The organism is Psychrobacillus sp. FSL H8-0510, from assembly GCF_038008345.1.
GTDB lineage: Bacteria > Bacillota > Bacilli > Bacillales_A > Planococcaceae > Psychrobacillus > Psychrobacillus psychrotolerans.
In genome coordinates this window covers 2,920,396-2,941,354 of sequence record NZ_JBBOYZ010000001.1, presented here as the reverse complement: position 1 = coordinate 2,941,354, position 20,959 = coordinate 2,920,396, and the positions used below count along the sequence as shown (strand labels likewise).

Below are 20,959 nucleotides of genomic sequence, written 5' to 3'. Positions count from 1 at the left end.
TATGTTTGTAACGTTCATTATATACTACTGTTACAGGTGATGAGAAATAAAACTAGAAGTGTAATTGAACTTTGCATTTCGGGAGGGGATACAAAGTTGTTAAATCTAGTTGCATATAAGTTTGCTCGTGCAAACATGTAAAATTTATTATTGTTTGAATAAAGACCCACTTTCATTTAATTTTTTAAACTATATATGTACTTTAGTAAGTGAGACTCTTAAAGGTAGAGTTTGAAAAGATTCACAAGATAGCTTATTAAGCCCTCCCGTGAACCAATTCTAATAGTAAGTAAAACCTATCCAACAAACTGTTTGATTAGCTCGTTAAATTTTTCTCGTTCTTCCCAGAAAAGCCCATGTCCGCTATAGTGAAATGGAACGAGATGCGAATTTTTTATGGCTTCGTTAAGCTCTTGAGCTTGTTTAAATGGCACAAGCTTGTCATGCACACCATGAACGATTAATGTAGGAACTGTTATTTTAGGAAGATCAGTATCAAGCTTTTCATCTCTTAAAGTGTTGATAATTGCTGCAGTGGACCATCCAGCTGCCTGTAGTCCTAATCCATTAAACCAATTAGAGAATGGGGCAGAAATATATTGAAAGAAGAAAGTATCTGTTACACCTTGCATCATTTTAGGTCGGTCGTTTAATGTTTCTGTAAGAAGTCGGTTCGCTGTTTCTTGTGTAAATCCAGTTGGAGCAGCGGCGTCGATTAGAATCAGTCTCGATAATCCGTAAGCATTGTGACGAGTCGCATATCGTATAGCGATTGCTCCTCCTGTAGAATGGCCAGCTAGAGTAAAGTTGGTTAACTGGAGTGATTTAACTACTGCATGGATGTCATCTGCTAGTCTGTCAAAGTTGTAACCATGGATTGGTCTATCTGACTTTCCAAAACCTCTCCAGTCAATACCTATACAGCGGTAGCCCATTGATGGGAGAACATCATACTGATATTCGAATTGTTCATGGTTTAAAGGCCAACCATGTAAAAATACAATTGTCTTGCTTGCACTAGGATTAATATCCTCTACAAATAAATTCACACCTTGTTCTACGTTTACAAAGTAACCCACGCCAATTCCTCCATGAAAAAGTTTTATAGGTTAAGATACTCGAAAGTGTTTAAATGGGTGATTCGCAAGATACTAACCACAAATCGCAAATTAGATTTTTTTAATCGCAAGTTCGCCTAAGATAATCGCAAGTTCCAAGGCTTGCTCTTTTATAAAAAAACATAAAATTATTAGCAGAGCTTTATTCACATTGTATTAAAGTAGGATATTTGGTATATTATTAGTAATACAATCTACGAAGTGACCAAGTAAATGAGAATTGTGAAACAGAAAGTATAGCCAATGCTGAAAGCTATACCACCGCTTCTTATTGAAACCTATCACGGAGATGTTATGTAAACATAACCGAGTCGTTTTCGTTAACAAACGTTTAGAGGGCTTAAAATTTTTAAGCTAAACTAAGGTGGTACCACGTCTATTCAGCACAGAGACGTCCTTTTACGAGGATGACTTTGTGCTTTTTTCATTGATGTAAATAGGAGGAATATAAATGACAAATCAACAGCAAAACGATTTTACTAAATGGTATATTGACACCATTCAAAAGGCAGATTTAATGGATTACACACCAGTTCGTGGGTGTATTGCTTTTAAACCAGATGGCTTTGAAATTTGGGAGCATATTCAAGATGAGATGAACAGACGTTTTAAAGAAACAGGTCACCGTAATGCTTATTTCCCAATGCTAATTCCTGAATCTTTTTTCCAAAAAGAAAAGGATCATATTGAAGGGTTTGCGCCAGAATTACCATGGGTTACTGAGGCAGCTGGTGAAAAATTAGAAGAGCGTTTAGCATTACGCCCAACATCAGAAACAATGATTGGTCATTTGTATTCGAATTGGATTAAGAGTTATCGTGATCTGCCAGTTCTTATTAACCAATGGGCTAACGTTTTTCGTTGGGAAAAGAAAACACTTCCGTTTATCCGTACTTCTGAATTTTTATGGCAAGAAGGACATACAGCACACGTAGACGAGGAAGAGGCACGTCAGGAAACAATGCAGATGCTTAACATCTATAAAGAGGTTGTAGAGGAGCTTTTAGCAATTCCTGTATATGATGGTCAAAAAACACCTTCCGAACGTTTTGCAGGAGCTGTAGATACCTATTCTATCGAAGCCATGATGAAAGACGGAAAAGCTGTTCAAGCTGGGACTTCTCATTACCTTGGAACAAAATTTGCGGAAGCATTTGATATCAAATACTTAAACAAAGAAAACAAGCATCAGCATGTGCATACAACATCTTGGGGAACATCTACTCGTTTAATCGGTTCAGTTATTATGGTACATGGTGATGAACAGGGTCTTGTATTACCTCCACGTGTTGCACCAACCCAAGTAGTGCTAATTCCTGTGGGTCCTTGGAAGAAGAACCCTGCTATTATGGAGAAACTAGATGAGCTATACGCTGCATTGAAAGCAAAAGGTATCCGTGTTCGTCTTGATGATTCAGATCAATCTCCTGGTTATAAATTCAATGAATGGGAGCTTAAAGGTGTACCGGTTCGTATTGAATTAGGACCTCGTGATTTAGAGAACAATCAAGCGCTGATCAAAGTACGTGACCTGACAGAAAAAGAATCAGTAGAAATTGCTGTTATAGTAGAACGTATTGAAGAAGAGTTAACTACTATGCAAACACGTTTACTGGAGAAAGCTCGTGCATTCCGTGATGAGAATTCCCATACAAATGTAGATTCTCTAGAGCAGTTAAAACAACATCTTACGGATTCAACGGAAAATGGCACAATTCCTGGATGGATTCTTGCAGGATGGTGTGGGGAGGATGCTTGTGAAGAGAATGTGAAGAATGAAACGAAATTTACGACTCGTAATATTCCATTCAACCCACCAGCAGAAAAAGCAACATGTATTAACTGTGGGAAGGATTCGAAACATACTGTATGGTTCGGTCGTGCCTACTAAAAAATAGTAGTGATTAAAAAAAACAACCCTAAGTGGTTGTTTTTTTTGATGACGAAACATATTATTTTGATCCTGCTACCCAATTCATACCCCAGTTATACGCATGATCCATCTCTTTATGCCCCTTGAAGTATTCTACTAAGCGTTCAATTTTAAATGTCTCATTATTTACATTTTCAATCATTGCGACTGCACACATTATTTGTCCATTACGATGTTCATCTAGCTTCACTTCAATAGCTGGGCCAGCCGGATATGTTAATGTAACAACTCCATCTGCTTCTGCCCAATTGGCTACCCCTTGATAGATAAATGAATACACCAAAATTCTTTTTATATCTGTTATTTTATTTCCGTTAATTCTCAGGTTTTCTCCTCCTGATAGGGAACCAGTACGATCATCACCATCGAGTTCCATATAGGGTGCTTGCTTTAGTGTGCCAAAAGCGTTACCTAAAGCTTGTACGCAGCCTTTTTCGCCGTTATTTAATTCATATAAGCAACCTAGGTCTAAGTCTACACCTTTAGGTTTTCCACCGAGTAGGGAAGAAAGGAATCCAGTAGATTTTGCTTTAACTTGTTGATCCCATTGGAGATTTACTAAAATTTCTCCGATATTATTGTTGTTTTTAGTAAGATTAATGGACTGTCCCTTTTTCTTAAGCTCAATCTTGTTCAAATTTACCATCAATAATCACTCCTTTTCTAATTTCACCATTTTGTCTACTTAAACTAAAACCGAAGAATCTTCTGAAGATAGGATTACTGGCTGTTCTATGTGTGTTGCTTTCAAACCAAATTTAGGATAAAGAGGCTCCAACTGATTACCTAGCAATAGTTTAATAGCATAGTAGGGGAAATTGATATCTGCTAGACAGCTGATATGCAATCCACCACTCATCCGGGGATTAATCTCTAGTAGCTTAGGAATACCGTCTTTGTATTTAACTTGGATATTAAATACATAAGGAATTTTATATTGTATTGCCATTTTCTCTGCGATTTCGATTAAATCTTTGTTGTATTCAATTTCTCGAATACGTCCATTTGCTTTTTTCCTAGGTATTGCGGTAAGTAGTGTTCCGTCTGCATCAGCTAAACAGTCTATACTATACTCATAGCCATCCAAATATTCCAAAACCATTAAGTCCGGGAAATGCTCCTGCGTTTGTAAGATTCTAAGAGCAGTTTCATATGAAATTTTTTGAGAAGAAGCAGTATTGAATATAAAAGGAATCGTATCTGCATCATTATCAATAATTCGGAATCCGCTTGCTCCTTCTCCAATGACAGGTTTAATGCATAGTTTCGTATTATCCTTACTTAATTGTTTATAGGCTTCTTTAAATTCCAGCGCATTGTTAACAATTTGATAGGATGGAATAGTAACGATAAAGTTACCTTCCTTTTCTTGGTTTTGTAAAGATTGATACATCGCTGCTTTGTTATCTACCATGGCCATTAAATCACCATCCGGACAAACCAACACTGACACACCGATGTCTTCAAACTTTTCTAAGTGCCGAGATATAAGCACGTTTTCTTTTCGTGGAACAAATATATGAATCTGATTTTGTATACAATAGTCTAAGCAAAACTGTATATAATCCTCGCCCTCAATATCTGGCTCTGTACTAAACACATCACAATAATTGAAATATACAGTGTCAGAATTAGGATGTGTTCCATGAATGATAAATTCTTGTTGATCGGGATTATGACGTATCAACTCCATGTAGTGTGAAACAGTTGAAAACCATCTATTAAACCAAATATTGAGGACCATTATAATTCTCCTTTGCTCGTATGAAAGTTTGTATTTAAAATATTTGTTTTAAAATCACCGCCATGTATTTGAGTAAACATGGAAGCCATAGATTCAAGTAATTTATTACTTTCCTCTACCTTTAAGGAAGGACGTAGAAATACGATTTGTAATGCTTCTGTAGTATCTTCTGTTACAGCTGTTCGCGCAGAGTCTACAAATGGACTTCCATATGGTCCTGCCTCATCCTGTAGAGTTATAATATTTTTTAATGTATTATCTCTGCCATTTAACCCGACATAAGTTGTTTCTTCGGTTCCAATAGTGATGTTTGTTTCACCTTGAATTTTCGCCACATCATATATACCCATTGGAATTTCATATTGCATAGAGAAGAAGTTGTTTAAATCTACAGCAGAATGCATGGGTGTGATATAATTTTGTTTTGCAATCCTTCTATACATAGCTTCCATTGAAGGGCGATAACGATTAGGATCTGCTCCGAACTTTTTCCAGAGAGCTCTCCATTCTTTAATCCCCGCGAAATCATTTACGGGCTTGTCGTCCATTTCAAAGAAAAGTTGCTCTTGAAATAATTGAAGTCTTCCTTTAAGCATTTGGGGTGAGGAAGTAACAATAATTTTGGTATAATGAATAATGCCTATTTTAAATGAGGGCTCTATTTCAGTAATTGAATCATCCAATTTTACTAACATATCAACCATCCTTACAATTATTTTTCTTAAGTGTAGCATAAGAAAGGAGAACATTTGTGAATATCATTCAGTTTCAAGAAAACCTCATAGATTATGCAGCATCCATTGGAATTGACAAAATTGGATTTACTTCTGTTTCTCCATTTCATGAATTAAAAAATCGATTAATCCGACAGCAGGAGTTAGGGTATGCCTCTGGATTCGAAGAACCTGATATTGAGAAAAGAGTGCATCCTGAAAACTTGTCAGAAGAAGCTAGTAGTATTATATCTATTGCAATTGCGTATCCTTCAAAAATGAAAGATGCCCCTCAAAGTGTGAAAGGTGCAAGACGAGGAATCTTCGCACGCGCATCATGGGGTATAGATTATCATACAGTTTTACGTGAAAAGTTAGCACTGTTAGAATTATATATTTTATCGCATATTCCAGATGCTAAATTGCGTTCAATGGTAGATACGGGAGAACTTTCGGATCGTGCCGTAGCAGAGCGCGCCGGAATAGGATGGAGTGCAAAAAACTGCGCTATTATTACTCCTGAGTTTGGTTCTTATGTCTATTTAGGAGAAATGATTACGTCTATTCCTTTTGAGTCTAGTGAGCAGATGGAGGACCAATGTGGTGATTGTCGATTATGCTTAGATGTTTGTCCAACAGGAGCCTTAATAGAAGGTGGTCAGCTAAATGCCCAGCGCTGTATTGCTTTTATAACCCAAACGAAAACAATGGTTCCAGATGAATTTCGAGCAAAAATTGGCAATCGCATATATGGTTGTGATACATGCCAAACAGTTTGTCCAAAAAACAAAGGCAAAGCCAATCTTCACCAAGAAGCGTTTAAGCCAGAACCTGAGTTAGTGAAACCTTTGCTACTACCTTTACTTAAAATGACGAATCGCACATTTAAAGAAACATATGGTCATATGTCCGGTGCTTGGCGAGGGAAGAATCCAATTCAGCGAAATGCTATAATTGCATTAGCTCATTTTAAAGAGCAGGCAGCTGTTCCAGCACTAATAGATTTAATGCAACATGATGCTAGACCAGTCATCCGTGGTACAGCAGCGTGGGCAATAGGTAAAATAAATACACAAGAAGGCTTGCTAGCCCTTCAAGAGGCTGAACAAAGTGAACAAGTGGATGAAGTTTTAGAAGAGATTCGAAAAGGGTTAGAATATTATACAGTAGAGAATTAGGAAGTGGAATATTTGAGTATTAATGTTGTTTTATATCAACCAGAAATACCTGCTAATACAGGGAATATAGCTAGAACTTGTGCCGGAACAGATGTTAAATTACATTTAATCCGACCTTTAGGATTCTCCACAGATGATAAGATGCTAAAGCGAGCAGGATTAGATTATTGGGAACATGTAGATATTACTTATTATGATGGTCTCGATGAGTTTTTTGCAGCACATCCATCTGGCGAATACTATTTAATTACAAAGTTTGGGGCTAAGCCACATACTACGTTTGATTTTAGTGATACGGAGAAGGATCATTTCTTTATTTTTGGACGTGAAACAAAAGGGTTGCCAAGAGAGTTTATCGATGCACATCCTGATCGTGCATTGAGAATTCCTATGAACGATAATATTCGTTCGTTAAATTTATCGAATACAGCAGCCATTCTAGTTTACGAGGCATTACGTCAGCAAAACTATCCAAACTTGCACTAAGAAGAGCTAGGTATCATGATTGGGTTCACTAAAAAAACGGACGAGGTCATAAATGACTCGTCCGTTTTAACAATAGATTATTTTTCAGATGCACCTGGTTTGTCATCGTATCCTGCTGTGAAAATTGCCACAAGGAACGAAATACTAACACCAAGAATAAGGATTAGTTTCATATGGAGTGCCTCCTCTATAGTATTCTGCACCTAGTATACCCTAATTTGTTTGAAAAAGAAATATTTCAAAAAAACGAAATTTGACAAAAATCGTTCATTTGAATGTTGCAACCTTTCGAATATTCTACTAACATAAAGAAAAGGAGTGATTTTTGATATGAACGAATTCAAAAATGGTCCAGAGAACGGTTCAATGGCAACAAACATGGAAGAAGTAAAGCAGTTAGGAAAACAAATGGATAGAATGAGAGACAACAAAGAGCTAGAAGAAGATAATCGAGTGTCCGATCCAGCCCAATCCGAAGATACATCTTCCATGAAGAAAAGAGAAAACGACTGAGTAACTCAGTCGTTTTCCTCCTAAGAAAGGATGAGAACTATGGCTTTAAATATACATTCAACAAAAAAGTTATCAAATGGAATTGAGATGCCTAGATTAGGATTAGGCGTTTATAAAATGACTGAACCTGATATGGCAATTCAAGCAATGACCGCTGCTCTAGATTATGGCTATCGTCATATTGACACGGCAAGTTTATATGCCAACGAAAAAGAAGTGGGCGAAGCAGTTAGATCATCGATTGTTCCACGCAAAGATATATTCATTACTACAAAGGTGTGGAATACAGATCAAGGCTACGATCAAACTCTCAGAGCATTTGAAAAGTCTTTAAAGCTCTTAGAGATGGATTACGTAGATTTATATTTAACGCATTGGCCAATTACAGAAACTTTTGTAGATACATATCGAGCAATAGAACGGTTATATGATGAAAAGCTAATTCGAGCTACAGGTGTTGCCAATCATCATCAGCATCATTTGGAGGCTATTTCTGTTAAAGCAAACGTTAAACCAATGGTTAACCAAATTGAATGTCATCCACGCCTTACGCAGTTTGATCTACGTGAGTATTGTGCAGAACAAGAAATCGCGATAACTTCGTGGTCTCCACTTGCAAGAGGACGAATATTAGAGGAACCAACATTACAACGTATTAGTAACAAATATGGTAAGTCTACTGCTCAAACCATTATAAGATGGCACCTGCAACATGATTTAATCGTCATTCCAAAGTCAGAAAATCCATCTAGAATTGCCGAAAATATGGATGTATATGATTTTGAGTTATCATTCGAGGATATGAAAAATATAGATGCACTTAACTTAAATGAGCGTACTGGTAAAGATCCAGATAACTTTAGTTTTTAATAAGATGATTTAAGTAATATTGCACGATAGTATCTCTCCTGATTTGGAAGAGAAACTATCGTGTTTTTATTTATATTGGAAAATATTACGAAATAATGAAACCTATTACATATTTAAGCGTATTAGTAATAATACATGAATAAATTTTAGATGAGGTCAATAATGAATATATTTTTTGAAAAGACTTACAAGAAAAAAAGTAGTAAGCCGTTCATAATATTAAAGGTGCTATTGATAAGTTTGATGATTGCAATGCTAATAATGACCATATGGAATAATTTAGATATTTTTTATGTGAGATTAGTATTCATATTAGCAGGGATTAACTTTATGGTAGATGCTATAGAAAGTTATCTTCAAAAAGAAAATAAAAAAGTGATAATAAGAGAAGTAGTGTTAGGGACTTTGTATATATTATTTGCTTTAATCCTTAAGTGGTGAGTGTTAGGAGGAGACTTTAATGGAAGGTTTTATGGGAACAGGAAATTGGCTAGGCATCTTATCTATCGTTTTTATAGTATTATGCTTTTATTTTACACTTACTTTTTTTCAATACTTAAAACAAGAGGATGCACGTTTAACTAAACAATCCAAACTTGGAGCAGTTATTTGCCTCGCATTGAGTTTGCTAATTCCAGCAATATACAATCTATATATTTTTATGGAGATGATGAGGTAAAGGAGTACGGGGTTATGAAGCAATGGAAAACGTTAAAAACAGAATACGTCCATAAAAGCTCATACGGAAATATTAGGAAAGATATATGTGAGCTACCTAATGGTATGGTCATTAATGATTATTTTGTAAATGAGTATTCCGATTGGGTGAATGCTGTTGTACTAACTAAGGAAAATAAAATACTACTGGTAAAGCAATATAGACATGCCGGAAATGATATCTATTTAGAAATTCCTGCAGGTAAAAGAGAACATGGGGAAACGGATGAGGAAGGCATTATAAGAGAAGTTAAAGAAGAAACAGGGTACATTTCACGACAAACACCTATTTTGCTAGGTGAATTTATGATTAATCCTGCTACACAAACCAATAAAATTAGAACCTACCTCCTGTTAGATGCATATAAACAATTTGATCAAGAACTAGACGAAACCGAGGAGATATGTGTACAATTGTTAGATTTTGAATCGTTAGGTTCTCTTATAAAAACAAATAAGATCAAAACACAGCTTTTTACTGCTCATGCTTATCATCTGACAAAGATTTTCCTTTCTGAAAACCCGTAAAAGTAGAGGAGTGATTATTATTTCTAGCACAGATTACTTCATATTATTTGTAATTACTCTCGTAAGTATACTTTTCAATTTTATTTTGTCGAAACTGTACAAAGACAAGGAAAAAGTAGATAAGGGTTTTGTATTTGTTTATCACAAGCTAACCTATAGAAGAAAAATGGTACGAACACTTTGGACAGCTCCTTTTTTAATTCTTTGTTTAATTATGATAAAGAAAGTTAGTGAATGGCCATCGTACTTAATTCTCCTGTTCTCTATCTTTTGTTTTGTAATGATTGTTTGGGATTTTTCTTATAACTATTTAAAGTGGAAAAAGTTAGAGAAAAATAGAGAAGAAGTAGATGCAGAAGGACGATTGTTTTGAAGTGGGTTTTCGCAATCCTATTGTTCGTATTTGGTTTTAAACTATACAGCCAACTATGATTATTTCTGCTGTCTTATTAGTTTTACCGATAGAAAGTCATCCTATTATTAGGAATTTTGGATATGTAATTTTAATAGGATATTTTACTTAGATCTTTTTACGAAAGATTAGAAAGCGAAGGGGGTAAGTAAAATGATGATGCCCACGCATATTGTGGCTGTTGGAGGAATTGTTGAAAATGAGACCGGAGAAATACTTTTAGTAAAAACACACCATGGCGGATGGGTTTATCCCGGGGGACAGGTGGAGGTTGGGGGGAAAACCTAATAGATGCATTAGTTCGAGAAGTTAAAGAAGAAAGTGGAATTGATATCGAGGTAGGTCATTTAATAGGAACCTATTCCAACACAGGAGTTTATAGATGGTATGACGAAGTTACAGACGTCCCTACAAAAGTAATGTTCGATTTTGTATGTAAGCCTACTGGAGGAGTGTTAAGTACATCTGAAGAAAATTCTGAATCCTGTTGGGTTAAAAAGGAAAGCGTATTAGAGTTCATAACTGCTCCTGCTATTAGAACAAGATATGAAGTGTATTTAAATTATAATGGCTCAGTAAAATACATGGAATATGTTACGAAACCTCAATTTGAAGTGAAATTAGATAAATAAATGAAGAATATAATTGGAGTTATGGAGACCAAGTAAACAAGCGTTAGATATGGATATATTTCTGATTTATGTAGGGGTGTTTATCGTGACAAAAATAATTTTAGTTGTCGTTGCAATTATTGTGGTTTCTATTGTGGTTTATCATTTAGCAACCAAAAATAGGAAAAAACTGAATAGATTTCGGAAAGAATGGGATACTGGAACATTTGTTTCACAGAATATAGATTTTAATTCAGTTTCATCATTTTGGTCGAACAAAAGAAATCATTATAGGCATTATGACGGAATAGATCAATTAACTTGGGATGATTTAGGGATGGATGAAGTTTTCAGGAAGATGAACTATACGCAATCTACTGTCGGCTCAGAGTATTTATTTAACCAGCTAAGAGACATTGAACCCTCCAGAGTTGGACAACAAAATAATGAGGAACTTTATCAGTTATTATCGACAGAACAAGGGGTAAGAGAAGAAATACTTCTAATTTTATCAAGTCTTGGTAAATTAAATTATACCAATTCTTCATCTTATTTTTTGGAGAAGAAAGAGACCAAGATAAAGTATGCTTCTATTTATGTGCTTTTAGCTCTAATACCAGTTATATCCGTACTTTTAATGTTCCTTAATCTTAAGTATGGAATTATTAGTCTGTTGTGTTCCTTTACATTAAATGGAATCGTTTATTATCGAAATAAAACTATGTTAGAAAGTAATCTTTATTCTGTTGGATACGCAGCTGCAATTATATCCGGTGGGAACCGTATAGCTTCTCTTAAGCACTCGATATTATTTAAACATCTAGATGGCCTCAAAGAGAATGTAAGACCTATTAAAAAAGTAATAACTTTTAATAGGTTAGCTTCTTTTGGAAGTGGAGGTACTGGAGAACTGGATCTTTTATTTGAATATATACGGATCCTTTTTTTATTGGATTTTATTTCATTTAATAGTATTAGTAAAACGATTGCTTCTCATCAAAAGGAATTTCGTGAAATTTGGATGCTAATAGGAAAACTGGATGCAGCCATTGCAATAGGGTATTATCGCAAATCACTAGATATATATTGCACTCCAACTTTTACTGATGAGGATGGTTTATTTTTCGAGAATATGATTCATCCACTTATAGAAAAACCAGTTTCAAATACATCTAGTTTAGGGAAATCAACTCTAATTACTGGTTCTAATGCATCGGGGAAATCCACATATATGAAAGCCGTTGCTATTAATGCGATTTTAGCTCAGACAGTAAATACTGCAGTTGCAAAAAGTTGGCGTATGAAACCTAGTTATGTCGTTACATCCATGGCCGTTCAAGATAATGTGCTAAACGGTGATAGTTATTTTATTGCAGAAATAAAATCCCTAAAACGTATAATTCGTCTAATAGAAGAAGAAAAACCTTGTCTCTCTTTCATTGATGAAATCTTAAAGGGTACAAATACAATAGAACGAATTGCGGCATCCGCAGCAATTATGGAATGGTTATCTGTAAACAATGGTATCAATATTCTTGCATCACATGATATTGAACTAACAGAAATTGTGGAAAAGACGTATGATAATTATCATTTTAGAGAAACGGTAGAAAATGGTGAAGTTCGATTTGATTACAATATTCATTCAGGTCCTTCAAAATCGAGGAATGCCATTAAGTTACTTGAAATACTTGCCTACCCACAAAGTATCACAGACAAAGCAAATAGTGTGGCACAGCAGTTTAATGAGCAACGTAAATGGAGTATTCTCAGAGAAAGTAACATGTTTACCGATGAAAAGTTTCAAGTAAACTCGAAGTGAAACAATTAAAAAAAGCAGATGAGAAATAAAAATCTCACCTGCATTTTCATTTGTGCAACGTTTGAATTCATACTCGCAACGTCGGTTAGTATAGAAGCAACATTTCACTACTTATTCGCAACATCCACTGATTTACTGCCCTAGCATCAACCTAGTTCTGTTGGCGTTTATCTTCTATAACGAGTACTTCACCTGTTATGGGATGATTAAATTGGACTTTAAATGCATGCAGCTCATACATTTTAGTTGGTGTTCTTTTAGCACCATATAGTTCGTCTCCAACAATTGGATGTCCTAGATGAGCTAAGTGAACTCGAATTTGGTGGGTACGTCCAGTTTCTAAAATGGCATGTACTTTCGTGAATTGTTCATGTTTCCCTGCAACTTCATAATGAGTAATAGCATTTTGCCCAGACGGAGAAACTCTTTTGCGCGTCGGATGGTGGCGATCATTACCGATAGCTGCTCGAATGGTGCCATGCTGGTTTTTCACTTGACCTTCTACAGTTGCCTCGTACGTGCGGACAATTGTTTTGTTCTCCAGCATACGATCGAGCATACCTTTGACAAGTGGATTTTTTGCAATAACTACTAATCCCTTTGTGCCTTCATCGATGCGATGTACATGTTCGCCGTAATGATGGTCTTTATTGTGTAAATAATTTGTCACAGTGTTCATAAAGGTATGATTTTGACCATCTTCGTTAGGATGCGTCGATACTCCGCGTGGTTTAGAAGCGATTAGTAAATACTCATCTTCATATGCTACATATAAAGGAATCTGATCGGAAAGGAGATAGTTTGAAGATTCACCCTCCCATTTAATAACGAGTACATCACCTTTTTTGTTTGGAAGCTTCCATTGTAAAAGTTCTCCGCTCTTGTTGCTTACGGCTTTCTGCATAAGTAACTCATGTATTAACTTCTTGCCTAATTTCCATTTCTCTTGAAATAGATTATTGATGGTTAATCCATCTTCTTGTACGGTATACGTTAATGTATGAATCATCTTCCTAACTCCTTTAAAAAAAGGGTCTGTCAGCTCGACATGACCCTTTTGGTTATTTTAAAACGACTTCATCAAAGAATCCTTGAATTTGACTATTAGATATGGCACCTTCTACTCGAACTACTTCTTGGCCTTTTTCAAAATAGATCATTGTTGGTGTTGCTTTGATACGGTAATCATTCCAACCCTTTTCATACTCAAGTACATTGTATTTTACAATTTCAACTTTATTTTCTTTAGCAAGCGGTGTCAGTCGTGGTGTCATCTCTTGACAATGTACACACTCTGGGCTGAAGAAGTAAGCTGTCACAGGTTCTCCAGTAGCAATCTTTTTTTCCAATTCTTCTGGTAAAATAATATTTTGATAGTTCGGATCATCGATAAGATCAATAGTAGATTGTCTTAGATCATCCGTATCGTATGGATTATTCGCTAATGCATCCTTGTTTTTCTGAGAGTTTAACACAAAGATTAATACAAAGACTGCAACGATAATACCACCAAAAATAAGTAGTTTTTTCAAGTTACTTTTCCTCCTTGATGTCCCTCCATACTAAAACACTTGTAATTGCAATTATAATAAATGCAATAAGAGCTAAAAATGGAATGGTTATAAAACCTGCATAGTTAATATATTCTCCTGTACACGCTACTCTACCACATGCGGGTGCTGATTCTTGCATGAAAGTAAGTTTTTGAATGCTATAATGATAAGCAGATATACATCCACCAATCACGGAGAATATAAAAGTTGTTACTGCAATTTTAGGGTTTTTTTGAACATATGCAATTCCTAATATTAGCACAAGTGGATACATGAGTATACGCTGGTACCAACATAAATCACATGGTTCGTATCCTCTTACTTCTGAAAAGTAGAGTGAACCTAATGTTGCAGTAAGGGAAACTGTCCACATAAATAGTAATAGATTTTCCAGTTTTTTTGTCATAGGAACTCCTTTAAATTACTTTGAACTCAAATTAAAGTATAATCCTTCTTTAAATACATGTAAAATATTTTATCTGAAGAGCAAATAGCTATATAATGAAAGATACTGATGAAAGAGGAGCCGATACAATGACAGAAGAATTTGATTTATCCCCATTCGAACAAAGCATGATTATAAGACAAACGTCTTTTTCCGATATAGAGTCGATCTTAGAAATACAACGACAATGTTTTCCGGGTATGGACCCTTGGGAAGTATCTCATTTACGTAGCCATTTAACTATTTTCCCAGAAGGCCAACTGGTTGCAGAACTAGACGGCAAAGTAATTGGTTCCTGTTCTAGTCTTATTATAAATTTTGATGAGTATGATGATCGTCATTCTTGGTCGGATGTAACAGATGCAGGCTACATTACGAACCACAATCCAGATGGCTATAATTTATATGGTATTGAAGTAATGGTGCATCCTGAATATAGAAGAATGAAGGTTGGTCAACGTTTATATGAAGGCAGAAAAGATATTGCAAGACAGTTCAATTTAAAGTCCATTATAATCGGAGGGCGCATTCCTAACTATCATAAATTTGCAGAAGAAATGTCTCCAAGAGAATATGTGACATCTGTTTCTCGCCACAAAATATATGATCCAGTTCTTACCTTCCAATTGATGAATGGCTTTACGCTAATGCGTATTAACCCAAATTATCTACCGGATGATATGGCGTCTGCCAAATATGCAACGCTGATGGAATGGAATAATGTCGATTATATTCCACTTTCTAAACGTCACTTTAAAACAAGCTATCCTGTACGAATTTGTGCAGTGCAATATATGATGCGTAAAATAAATTCATTTGAAGAGTTTGCTAACCAATGTGAATATTTTGTGGACGTAGCTTCCGATGCTCAATCTGATTTTGTAGTGTTCCCGGAAATCTTTACTACACAGCTAATGTCCTTCCTGAATGAACCATCGCCAAGTCAGGCAGTTCGTAAACTGACAGAATATACTCCGCAATATATGGAGTTATTCTCAGATTTATCTATTCGTTATAATATCAATATTATTGCTGGTTCTCACTTCGTGGAAGAAGAAAACGAGGAAATTTATAATATCGCCTATTTATTCCACCGAGATGGTGCAATTGATAAGCAATATAAAATTCATATTACACCGAACGAACGTAAATGGTGGGGAATTAGTGCAGGCGATTCTGTACAAGTATTTGATACGGATTGTGGGAAAATTGCGATTCAAATTTGTTATGATATAGAGTTTCCAGAACTTGCCCGCATAGCTACTGATATGGGTGCAAATATTATCTTCGCTCCATTTTGTACCGAGGATCGTCAAGGATACTTACGAGTTCGCTATTGTGCACAAGCACGTGCTATTGAAAACCAAATCTATACTGTTATTTCAGGTACAGTTGGAAACTTGCCACAAACAGAAAATATGGATATTCAATATGCACAGTCTGCCATTTTCGCACCTTCTGATTTTGAATTTGCACGTGATGGTATTGTGGGAGAAACAGAACCAAACGTTGAGATGGTCTTAATAGGGGATGTAGATTTAGAAATCCTCCGTCGTCAACGTCAAGACGGGACAGTTAAGCATTTAAAAGATAGACGTCATGATGTATACAGTATCGATTATAAAAAATAATGAAGTGGAGTTGACTTTCCTATGCGTTATAGACAACTATTTGACCAATGGAATAACTTCTCAGAGTTAGAAACCGATTGGAAAGAGAACCTTCAACACCTAGCCAAGGATGAAAAAAGAATAGAGGATGCATTTTACCGTGATCTAGAATTCGGAACAGGTGGAATGCGTGGAGAAATTGGTGCTGGAACGAATCGTATGAACACGTACACTGTTCGTAAAGCGACTACAGGTCTAGCTTCTTATATTAAGGGAGCTGGAGCAGAAGCTATGGAGCGTGGAGTAGTTATCGCTTATGATAGTCGAAGATATTCTCCAGAGTTTGCGCGTGAAGCAGCGAATACACTAGCCTCTAATGGTATTAAAGCGTATTTATATATGGAACCTAGAACTACACCTCAGCTGTCATTTACGGTTAGACATTTACACGCATTTATGGGGATAGTTATTACTGCAAGTCATAATCCTCCTGAATATAATGGATACAAAGTATATGGCGAGGATGGTGCGCAGCTAAATATTGAGGACGCTGAGGTTGTTATTGAGCATGTCAATGATGCAGGAGATGCACTCCATATCGATCAACGAAATCCTGATAAACAATTAATAATTCAATTAGATGAAAAATTGGATGAAGCTTATTTGGAAGCCTTAAAAACAGTGCAAGAAAACGAAGAATTAGCATCTTCTTCTGATCTGAAGGTGGTATTCACACCCTTACACGGTGCTTCTGGTAAAACAGTCCAACGCATATTAAACGAAGTTGGTTACAAGCATATTTCCTATGTAGAAGAACAGATGGAGCCAGATGGAGACTTCCCGACAGTGGAATCTCCAAATCCGGAAGAGCAAAGTGCTTTTGAATACGCAATTCAGTACGGCGAAAGGAATCATACAGATATTCTAATAGCAGTCGATCCAGACGGGGACCGCGTTGGTATTGCCGTAAAATCGGATTCTAAGTATGAACTTTTAACTGGCAATCAAACCGGTGCGATATTAATCGAATATCTATTATCACAACGTAAAGCAAAGGCTAACATCCCAGCTAATGGTCGCATATTTAAAACGATTGTTACTTCTGATCTAGGTCGTGTAATTGCCGAATATTACGGAGTAAGTTCAGAGAATGTATTAACAGGCTTCAAATTTATCGGTGAAAAGATTAAGAAATACGAAGAGACAAAAGAGTTTGAGTTTCTATTTGGCTATGAGGAAAGTTATGGTTACTTGATAAAAGATTTTGCACGTGATAAAGATGCGGTGCAAAGCGTGTTAGCGATAGTAGAAGCTGCTGCCTATTATAAGCAACAAGGAAAGACCTTACTCGATGTTTTAGCAATGTTATATGAAAGACATGGCTTCTATTTAGAAGGGCTTCAATCTGTTACGAAAAAAGGAGTAAGTGGTGCGAATGCCATTAAAAACTTACTAGAGCAGGTTCGGACAAATAGGATTACGGAAGTAGCAGGGATAAATGTTACCTCCCAAGAGGATTACTTACACTCCACTCGAATGTTTACCGATGGACGAGAAACAGAGGAATTATTCTTACCAAAATCAAATGTAATTAAGTACTTCCTTGCAGACGGCTCATGGGTTTGTGTAAGACCAAGTGGAACCGAGCCTAAGATCAAATATTATTTTGGTGTACTTAGTGGCACAGAAGTAGAAAGTAAAGAAAAACTAAATTCTTTGAAGGAAGATTTTTCGTTTAAGATGAATCAATACTTAGTAGATTAATATAGAAAACAGGAAAAGTGAAATCTCTTTTCCTGTTTTTTTTCGGTCAAAAGTATGATGCGCATACCCTACAGTGAATAGTAAATAAGTGATACTATGGAATTATCTGAATTACATACTTGGAGGAGTTTACATGTTATCAAATGAACTCTCGAACATAGAATTACTAAAAGAAATAGCGGAATTGTTAAATGAAGAAACGGAAATGGAGAAAATGCTACAAGGTGCCTTGCAAAAACTATTAGATGGTACCTTATTTGAAACTGGATGGATATTTTTTATTGATGAAAAAGGAAAACAACAGTTAATTGCACATGAAAATTTACCGAACGCGTTAAAGCAGGATGACTGCAGACATTTGCAAAAGGATAGCTGCTGGTGTGTGTCCAGGTTTCAAAAGGGTGAGTTAAAAAAAGCTTCCAATATTATTGAGTGTAAAAGAATAGTAAACGCAAGAAAAATGAGTAATGAGGACAGTGGGGGCATCACGCATCATGCAACTGTTCCTTTACAATCCGGACAAGAAAGCTTTGGTCTATTAAATGTTGCGACTCCAAACACGATACGATTTTCAGACGGCGAGCTTGCGTTGCTCGAATCGGTGGCTTTTCAAATTGGGTCAGCAATTAAGCGGATTCTCCTCACAAGACAGGAGCAGCAAGTAGCTCTTGTACAGGAGAGAAACCGATTAGCACGAGATTTACATGACTCCGTTAACCAATTACTATTCTCCGTCACGCTTACTGCCCGTGGAGGAATTGAAATGACAGAGCAGCCGGATATTAAAGATACATTTAAAGAAATTCAATATTTAACGCAAGAAGCACTAACAGAAATGCGCGCCCTCATTTGGCAGCTACGCCCCAAAGGATTAGAATCAGGAATTATTGAAGGCCTTAAAGGATATGGTGATATTCTAGGGCTTACAATGACAGTGAAAGTAAAGGGCGTTGTTAACTTACCTGCGATTATAGAAGAAACACTCTTCAGAATTGCTCAGGAAGCACTGAATAATATTCGGAAGCATTCTGGTGTACTCATAGCAGAACTATACTTAACGGTCACTTCTACAGATGTATTGTTAGTTGTGAAAGACGAGGGTTGTGGATTTCATATGAAGGAACCCAATAAGCTCCGTTCAATTGGTTTACAGAGTATGAAGGATAGAGCTAGTTTTGTTGGTGGGACAGTGGATTGGGTGACAGGTTGCGAAAAAGGAACAGAAATATTAGTGCGATTACCTTATTAGGAGGGTGCAATTATGATACGTGTATTAATAGCTGATGATCATCATGTAGTAAGAAGAGGATTAATGTTTTTTCTGAAAACCCAAAAGGATATGGATATTGTAGGGGAGGCGACTAACGGAAAAGAAGCGATGGAGCTAACACAAAGTTTAAAGCCCGATGTTATATTAATGGATTTAGTGATGCCGGTAATGGACGGAATTGAAGCAACGAAACTTATAAAATCTACTAATCCGGAAATTCAAATACTAATGCTCACTAGTTTTTCAGATAGAGATCATGTAATTCCTGCCTTAAAAGCTGGCGCAGCGGGTTATCAGTTAAAGGATATAGAACCGGATGACCTCGCTGATGCCATTCGTAAGCTCATGCGCGGAGAAAATACGATACATCCAGAGGCAACAACTCAATTAGAAAAAGAGTGGGAGCCCGTTGTACCAAGTCCACATGAAGAACATCCTTTAACACCTAGAGAGCAGGATGTATTATCTGAGTTGACAAAAGGAAAGAGTAATAGAGAAATAGCATCCTCCTTGTTTGTCACCGAAAAAACAGTCAAAACACATATTTCTAATATATTCGCGAAGCTATATGTTCAAGATCGTACACAAGCCGCCCTATACGCAGTAAAACACGGCCTAACAGAACCAAGCGGACGATGAAAAGCACGGAGAATCGCAATGACTATGCGATTCTCCGTGCTTTTTTTGTTCTGATTAACATATCGATCGATGGCAACTAAGAATCGATCGATCCTCCGCAATAATCGATCCATCAGGCAAGAAAATCGCTCGATCAGCAGAAACTATCTACTGCTGATCGAGCAAGTCCATATTTGGTTCAATGTGGACTAAGATAACTGAAAAAGGTTTGACCTTCATAATACGATGTTCTATTTCTTCTGTTATACGATGACTATTCAACACGTTTAAATTTGGATCCACTGTAACCGTAATATCGACAAACATTAAATTTCCATGCATTCTCGCTTTAAAATCGGTTAACTCATCCACACCCTCGACTAGTCGTACTATCGTAGAGAGGGATTCAGCTTCGTCCACATTAAAACCGTCGGATAGCGTATATGCTGCATCATGAAAAATAGTATAGGCGGTATAGATAATGATGATACCAACTAACAGGGCAGTTATACCGTCTAAAAGAGGAAAACCTAAAATAGAGCCGACGATACCAATAGTTGCACCGATACTAACAAGTGCATCAGAGCGATTATCATAAGCTGCCGCTTTTAGAGCAGCACTATTTATACGGTTTCCAAGGTTTAAATTATATCTATAAACAATATACATGATAATGGCACTAAACAAGGCAACAATTGCGGTTAAAAGGGAAGGTGACTCTTGGATAGGGTTAGCAAGATGTTGTACTGCTTGAATGAGAACCTGGATACCGATAAACGCCATAATAAAAGCGGCAACAAGGGAGGCAATGGTTTCTGCCCGTAAATGTCCATATTGGTGATGCTTATCTGGTGGTTTTTGAGAAATTCGCAATCCGATTAAAATAGCAACGGACGCAATGATGTCTGTAAAATTATTTAGACCATCGGCTTTTAAGGCTTCAGATGAACCGATAATACCAACAGTTAACTTAAGTGTACTTAAAAGTAAGTATACGCCAATGCTAATCCAAGCACCTTTTTCCCCTTCACGTAAGTTTGTATATAGTTCCACA

At 36.3% G+C, this 20,959-nt stretch carries 24 protein-coding genes and 1 other annotated feature; of the genes, 16 read left to right on the top strand and 8 right to left on the bottom strand.

Features of this window, described 5'->3' with window-relative positions:
* Positions 1–296: 296 nt before the first annotated feature.
* Positions 297–1,079, bottom strand: a complete 783-nt coding sequence (locus tag MHI40_RS14950) for an alpha/beta fold hydrolase (protein ID WP_093538555.1) — start codon at positions 1,077–1,079, stop codon at positions 297–299.
* Between the two features lie 226 nt (positions 1,080–1,305).
* Positions 1,306–1,520: a binding site (T-box leader), on the top strand.
* 49 nt (positions 1,521–1,569) lie between these two features.
* Here MHI40_RS14950 and proS point away from each other — a divergent pair.
* Positions 1,570–3,009: a proline--tRNA ligase gene (gene proS / locus MHI40_RS14945; protein ID WP_093538556.1), complete on the top strand. Its 1,440-nt coding sequence runs from the start codon at positions 1,570–1,572 to the stop codon at positions 3,007–3,009.
* A gap of 61 nt (positions 3,010–3,070) precedes the next feature.
* Here proS and MHI40_RS14940 read toward each other — a convergent pair whose 3' ends face one another.
* Genes MHI40_RS14940 through MHI40_RS14930 form a run of 3 tightly spaced genes read right to left on the bottom strand, consistent with a single transcriptional unit; the run spans position 3,071 to position 5,490 of the window.
* Entirely contained in the window at positions 3,071–3,697 is a 627-nt protein-coding gene (locus tag MHI40_RS14940; RefSeq protein WP_093538557.1) for a TerD family protein, read from the bottom strand.
* Positions 3,698–3,736: 39 nt separating this feature from the next.
* Complete coding sequence (locus MHI40_RS14935; protein ID WP_340763307.1) at positions 3,737–4,795, bottom strand: ATP-grasp domain-containing protein; 1,059 nt, start codon at positions 4,793–4,795, stop codon at positions 3,737–3,739.
* Positions 4,795–5,490 carry a B3/B4 domain-containing protein gene (locus tag MHI40_RS14930; RefSeq protein ID WP_340763306.1) on the bottom strand — a complete coding sequence of 232 codons (696 nt, stop codon included), beginning with the start codon at positions 5,488–5,490 and terminating at the stop codon, positions 4,795–4,797. Before MHI40_RS14930 ends, MHI40_RS14935 begins: the two co-directional genes overlap by 1 nt.
* A 56-nt stretch (positions 5,491–5,546) precedes the next feature.
* On the opposite strand from MHI40_RS14930, the gene queG reads away from it, so the two are divergent.
* The 11 genes from queG to MHI40_RS14875 all read left to right on the top strand — a co-directional run bounded on the left by queG (position 5,547) and on the right by MHI40_RS14875 (position 12,645).
* A complete protein-coding gene (gene queG / locus MHI40_RS14925; protein WP_340763304.1) occupies positions 5,547–6,686 on the top strand; it encodes a tRNA epoxyqueuosine(34) reductase QueG in 1,140 nt (379 codons plus the stop codon).
* Positions 6,687–6,698: 12 nt separating this feature from the next.
* Positions 6,699–7,172 (top strand): tRNA (uridine(34)/cytosine(34)/5-carboxymethylaminomethyluridine(34)-2'-O)-methyltransferase TrmL, encoded by a 474-nt coding sequence (trmL, locus tag MHI40_RS14920; protein ID WP_093538561.1) that lies wholly within the window; start codon positions 6,699–6,701, stop codon positions 7,170–7,172.
* Positions 7,173–7,502: 330 nt separating this feature from the next.
* A complete protein-coding gene (locus MHI40_RS14915) occupies positions 7,503–7,685 on the top strand; it encodes a hypothetical protein (protein ID WP_093538562.1) in 183 nt (60 codons plus the stop codon).
* A gap of 39 nt (positions 7,686–7,724) precedes the next feature.
* On the top strand, positions 7,725–8,555 hold the full coding sequence (locus MHI40_RS14910) for an aldo/keto reductase (protein WP_340763302.1): 831 nt from the start codon (positions 7,725–7,727) through the stop codon (positions 8,553–8,555).
* A gap of 231 nt (positions 8,556–8,786) precedes the next feature.
* Positions 8,787–8,996 carry a hypothetical protein gene (locus MHI40_RS14905; RefSeq protein ID WP_340763301.1) on the top strand — a complete coding sequence of 70 codons (210 nt, stop codon included), beginning with the start codon at positions 8,787–8,789 and terminating at the stop codon, positions 8,994–8,996.
* 19 nt (positions 8,997–9,015) lie between these two features.
* Positions 9,016–9,234 carry a hypothetical protein gene (locus MHI40_RS14900; protein ID WP_340763300.1) on the top strand — a complete coding sequence of 73 codons (219 nt, stop codon included), beginning with the start codon at positions 9,016–9,018 and terminating at the stop codon, positions 9,232–9,234.
* A 14-nt stretch (positions 9,235–9,248) separates the two neighbouring features.
* Positions 9,249–9,800 (top strand): NUDIX hydrolase, encoded by a 552-nt coding sequence (locus tag MHI40_RS14895; RefSeq protein ID WP_340763299.1) that lies wholly within the window; start codon positions 9,249–9,251, stop codon positions 9,798–9,800.
* Between the two features lie 214 nt (positions 9,801–10,014).
* Positions 10,015–10,173 (top strand): hypothetical protein, encoded by a 159-nt coding sequence (locus MHI40_RS14890; RefSeq protein ID WP_340763298.1) that lies wholly within the window; start codon positions 10,015–10,017, stop codon positions 10,171–10,173.
* Between the two features lie 192 nt (positions 10,174–10,365).
* On the top strand, positions 10,366–10,500 hold the full coding sequence (locus MHI40_RS14885; protein WP_340763297.1) for an NUDIX hydrolase: 135 nt from the start codon (positions 10,366–10,368) through the stop codon (positions 10,498–10,500).
* Positions 10,455–10,844 carry an NUDIX hydrolase gene (locus MHI40_RS14880; RefSeq protein WP_340763296.1) on the top strand — a complete coding sequence of 130 codons (390 nt, stop codon included), beginning with the start codon at positions 10,455–10,457 and terminating at the stop codon, positions 10,842–10,844. The genes MHI40_RS14885 and MHI40_RS14880 overlap by 46 nt, the downstream gene beginning before the upstream one ends.
* Positions 10,845–10,929: 85 nt before the next feature.
* Positions 10,930–12,645 (top strand): MutS-related protein, encoded by a 1,716-nt coding sequence (locus MHI40_RS14875; RefSeq protein ID WP_340763295.1) that lies wholly within the window; start codon positions 10,930–10,932, stop codon positions 12,643–12,645.
* Positions 12,646–12,796: 151 nt separating this feature from the next.
* On the opposite strand, the gene MHI40_RS14870 is transcribed toward MHI40_RS14875, so the two are convergent.
* Genes MHI40_RS14870 through MHI40_RS14860 form a run of 3 tightly spaced genes read right to left on the bottom strand, consistent with a single transcriptional unit; the run spans position 12,797 to position 14,604 of the window.
* Positions 12,797–13,654 carry an RluA family pseudouridine synthase gene (locus MHI40_RS14870; RefSeq protein ID WP_340763294.1) on the bottom strand — a complete coding sequence of 286 codons (858 nt, stop codon included), beginning with the start codon at positions 13,652–13,654 and terminating at the stop codon, positions 12,797–12,799.
* A gap of 52 nt (positions 13,655–13,706) precedes the next feature.
* Positions 13,707–14,177 (bottom strand): thioredoxin family protein, encoded by a 471-nt coding sequence (locus tag MHI40_RS14865; protein WP_093538571.1) that lies wholly within the window; start codon positions 14,175–14,177, stop codon positions 13,707–13,709.
* Position 14,178: 1 nt separating this feature from the next.
* Positions 14,179–14,604, bottom strand: a complete 426-nt coding sequence (locus MHI40_RS14860) for a disulfide oxidoreductase (RefSeq protein ID WP_093538572.1) — start codon at positions 14,602–14,604, stop codon at positions 14,179–14,181.
* A 128-nt stretch (positions 14,605–14,732) separates the two neighbouring features.
* Here MHI40_RS14860 and MHI40_RS14855 point away from each other — a divergent pair, with 128 nt between their 5' ends.
* From MHI40_RS14855 to MHI40_RS14840, 4 genes are all read left to right on the top strand, one after another.
* Complete coding sequence (locus MHI40_RS14855) at positions 14,733–16,274, top strand: carbon-nitrogen hydrolase family protein (RefSeq protein ID WP_093538573.1); 1,542 nt, start codon at positions 14,733–14,735, stop codon at positions 16,272–16,274.
* 21 nt (positions 16,275–16,295) lie between these two features.
* Positions 16,296–18,017: a phospho-sugar mutase gene (locus MHI40_RS14850; protein WP_340763293.1), complete on the top strand. Its 1,722-nt coding sequence runs from the start codon at positions 16,296–16,298 to the stop codon at positions 18,015–18,017.
* 133 nt (positions 18,018–18,150) lie between these two features.
* Positions 18,151–19,266, top strand: a complete 1,116-nt coding sequence (locus tag MHI40_RS14845) for a GAF domain-containing sensor histidine kinase (protein ID WP_340763292.1) — start codon at positions 18,151–18,153, stop codon at positions 19,264–19,266.
* 12 nt (positions 19,267–19,278) lie between these two features.
* Positions 19,279–19,926: a response regulator transcription factor gene (locus MHI40_RS14840; protein ID WP_340763291.1), complete on the top strand. Its 648-nt coding sequence runs from the start codon at positions 19,279–19,281 to the stop codon at positions 19,924–19,926.
* 147 nt (positions 19,927–20,073) lie between these two features.
* Here the strand turns inward: MHI40_RS14840 and MHI40_RS14835 are convergent, their stop codons facing one another.
* On the bottom strand, positions 20,074–20,958 hold the full coding sequence (locus MHI40_RS14835) for a cation diffusion facilitator family transporter (RefSeq protein WP_340763290.1): 885 nt from the start codon (positions 20,956–20,958) through the stop codon (positions 20,074–20,076).
* Position 20,959: the final 1 nt, after the last annotated feature.

Excerpts from the sequence above, each read along its gene's own strand:
- MHI40_RS14845 (WP_340763292.1), top strand. The coding sequence starts at position 18,151 with ATGTTATCAAATGAACTCTCGAACATAGAATTACTAAAAGAAATAGCG.
- proS (WP_093538556.1), top strand. The coding sequence starts at position 1,570 with ATGACAAATCAACAGCAAAACGATTTTACTAAATGGTATATTGACACC.
- MHI40_RS14850 (WP_340763293.1), top strand. The coding sequence starts at position 16,296 with ATGCGTTATAGACAACTATTTGACCAATGGAATAACTTCTCAGAGTTA.
- MHI40_RS14935 (WP_340763307.1), bottom strand. The coding sequence starts at position 4,795 with ATGGTCCTCAATATTTGGTTTAATAGATGGTTTTCAACTGTTTCACAC.
- MHI40_RS14940 (WP_093538557.1), bottom strand. The coding sequence starts at position 3,697 with ATGGTAAATTTGAACAAGATTGAGCTTAAGAAAAAGGGACAGTCCATT.
- MHI40_RS14855 (WP_093538573.1), top strand. The coding sequence starts at position 14,733 with ATGACAGAAGAATTTGATTTATCCCCATTCGAACAAAGCATGATTATA.
- MHI40_RS14895 (WP_340763299.1), top strand. The coding sequence starts at position 9,249 with ATGAAGCAATGGAAAACGTTAAAAACAGAATACGTCCATAAAAGCTCA.
- MHI40_RS14930 (WP_340763306.1), bottom strand. The coding sequence starts at position 5,490 with ATGTTAGTAAAATTGGATGATTCAATTACTGAAATAGAGCCCTCATTT.
- MHI40_RS14915 (WP_093538562.1), top strand. The coding sequence starts at position 7,503 with ATGAACGAATTCAAAAATGGTCCAGAGAACGGTTCAATGGCAACAAAC.
- MHI40_RS14860 (WP_093538572.1), bottom strand. The coding sequence starts at position 14,604 with ATGACAAAAAAACTGGAAAATCTATTACTATTTATGTGGACAGTTTCC.
- MHI40_RS14890 (WP_340763298.1), top strand. The coding sequence starts at position 10,015 with ATGATAAAGAAAGTTAGTGAATGGCCATCGTACTTAATTCTCCTGTTC.
- MHI40_RS14840 (WP_340763291.1), top strand. The coding sequence starts at position 19,279 with ATGATACGTGTATTAATAGCTGATGATCATCATGTAGTAAGAAGAGGA.
- MHI40_RS14900 (WP_340763300.1), top strand. The coding sequence starts at position 9,016 with ATGGAAGGTTTTATGGGAACAGGAAATTGGCTAGGCATCTTATCTATC.
- MHI40_RS14870 (WP_340763294.1), bottom strand. The coding sequence starts at position 13,654 with ATGATTCATACATTAACGTATACCGTACAAGAAGATGGATTAACCATC.
- MHI40_RS14885 (WP_340763297.1), top strand. The coding sequence starts at position 10,366 with ATGATGATGCCCACGCATATTGTGGCTGTTGGAGGAATTGTTGAAAAT.
- MHI40_RS14880 (WP_340763296.1), top strand. The coding sequence starts at position 10,455 with ATGGGTTTATCCCGGGGGACAGGTGGAGGTTGGGGGGAAAACCTAATA.
- MHI40_RS14910 (WP_340763302.1), top strand. The coding sequence starts at position 7,725 with ATGGCTTTAAATATACATTCAACAAAAAAGTTATCAAATGGAATTGAG.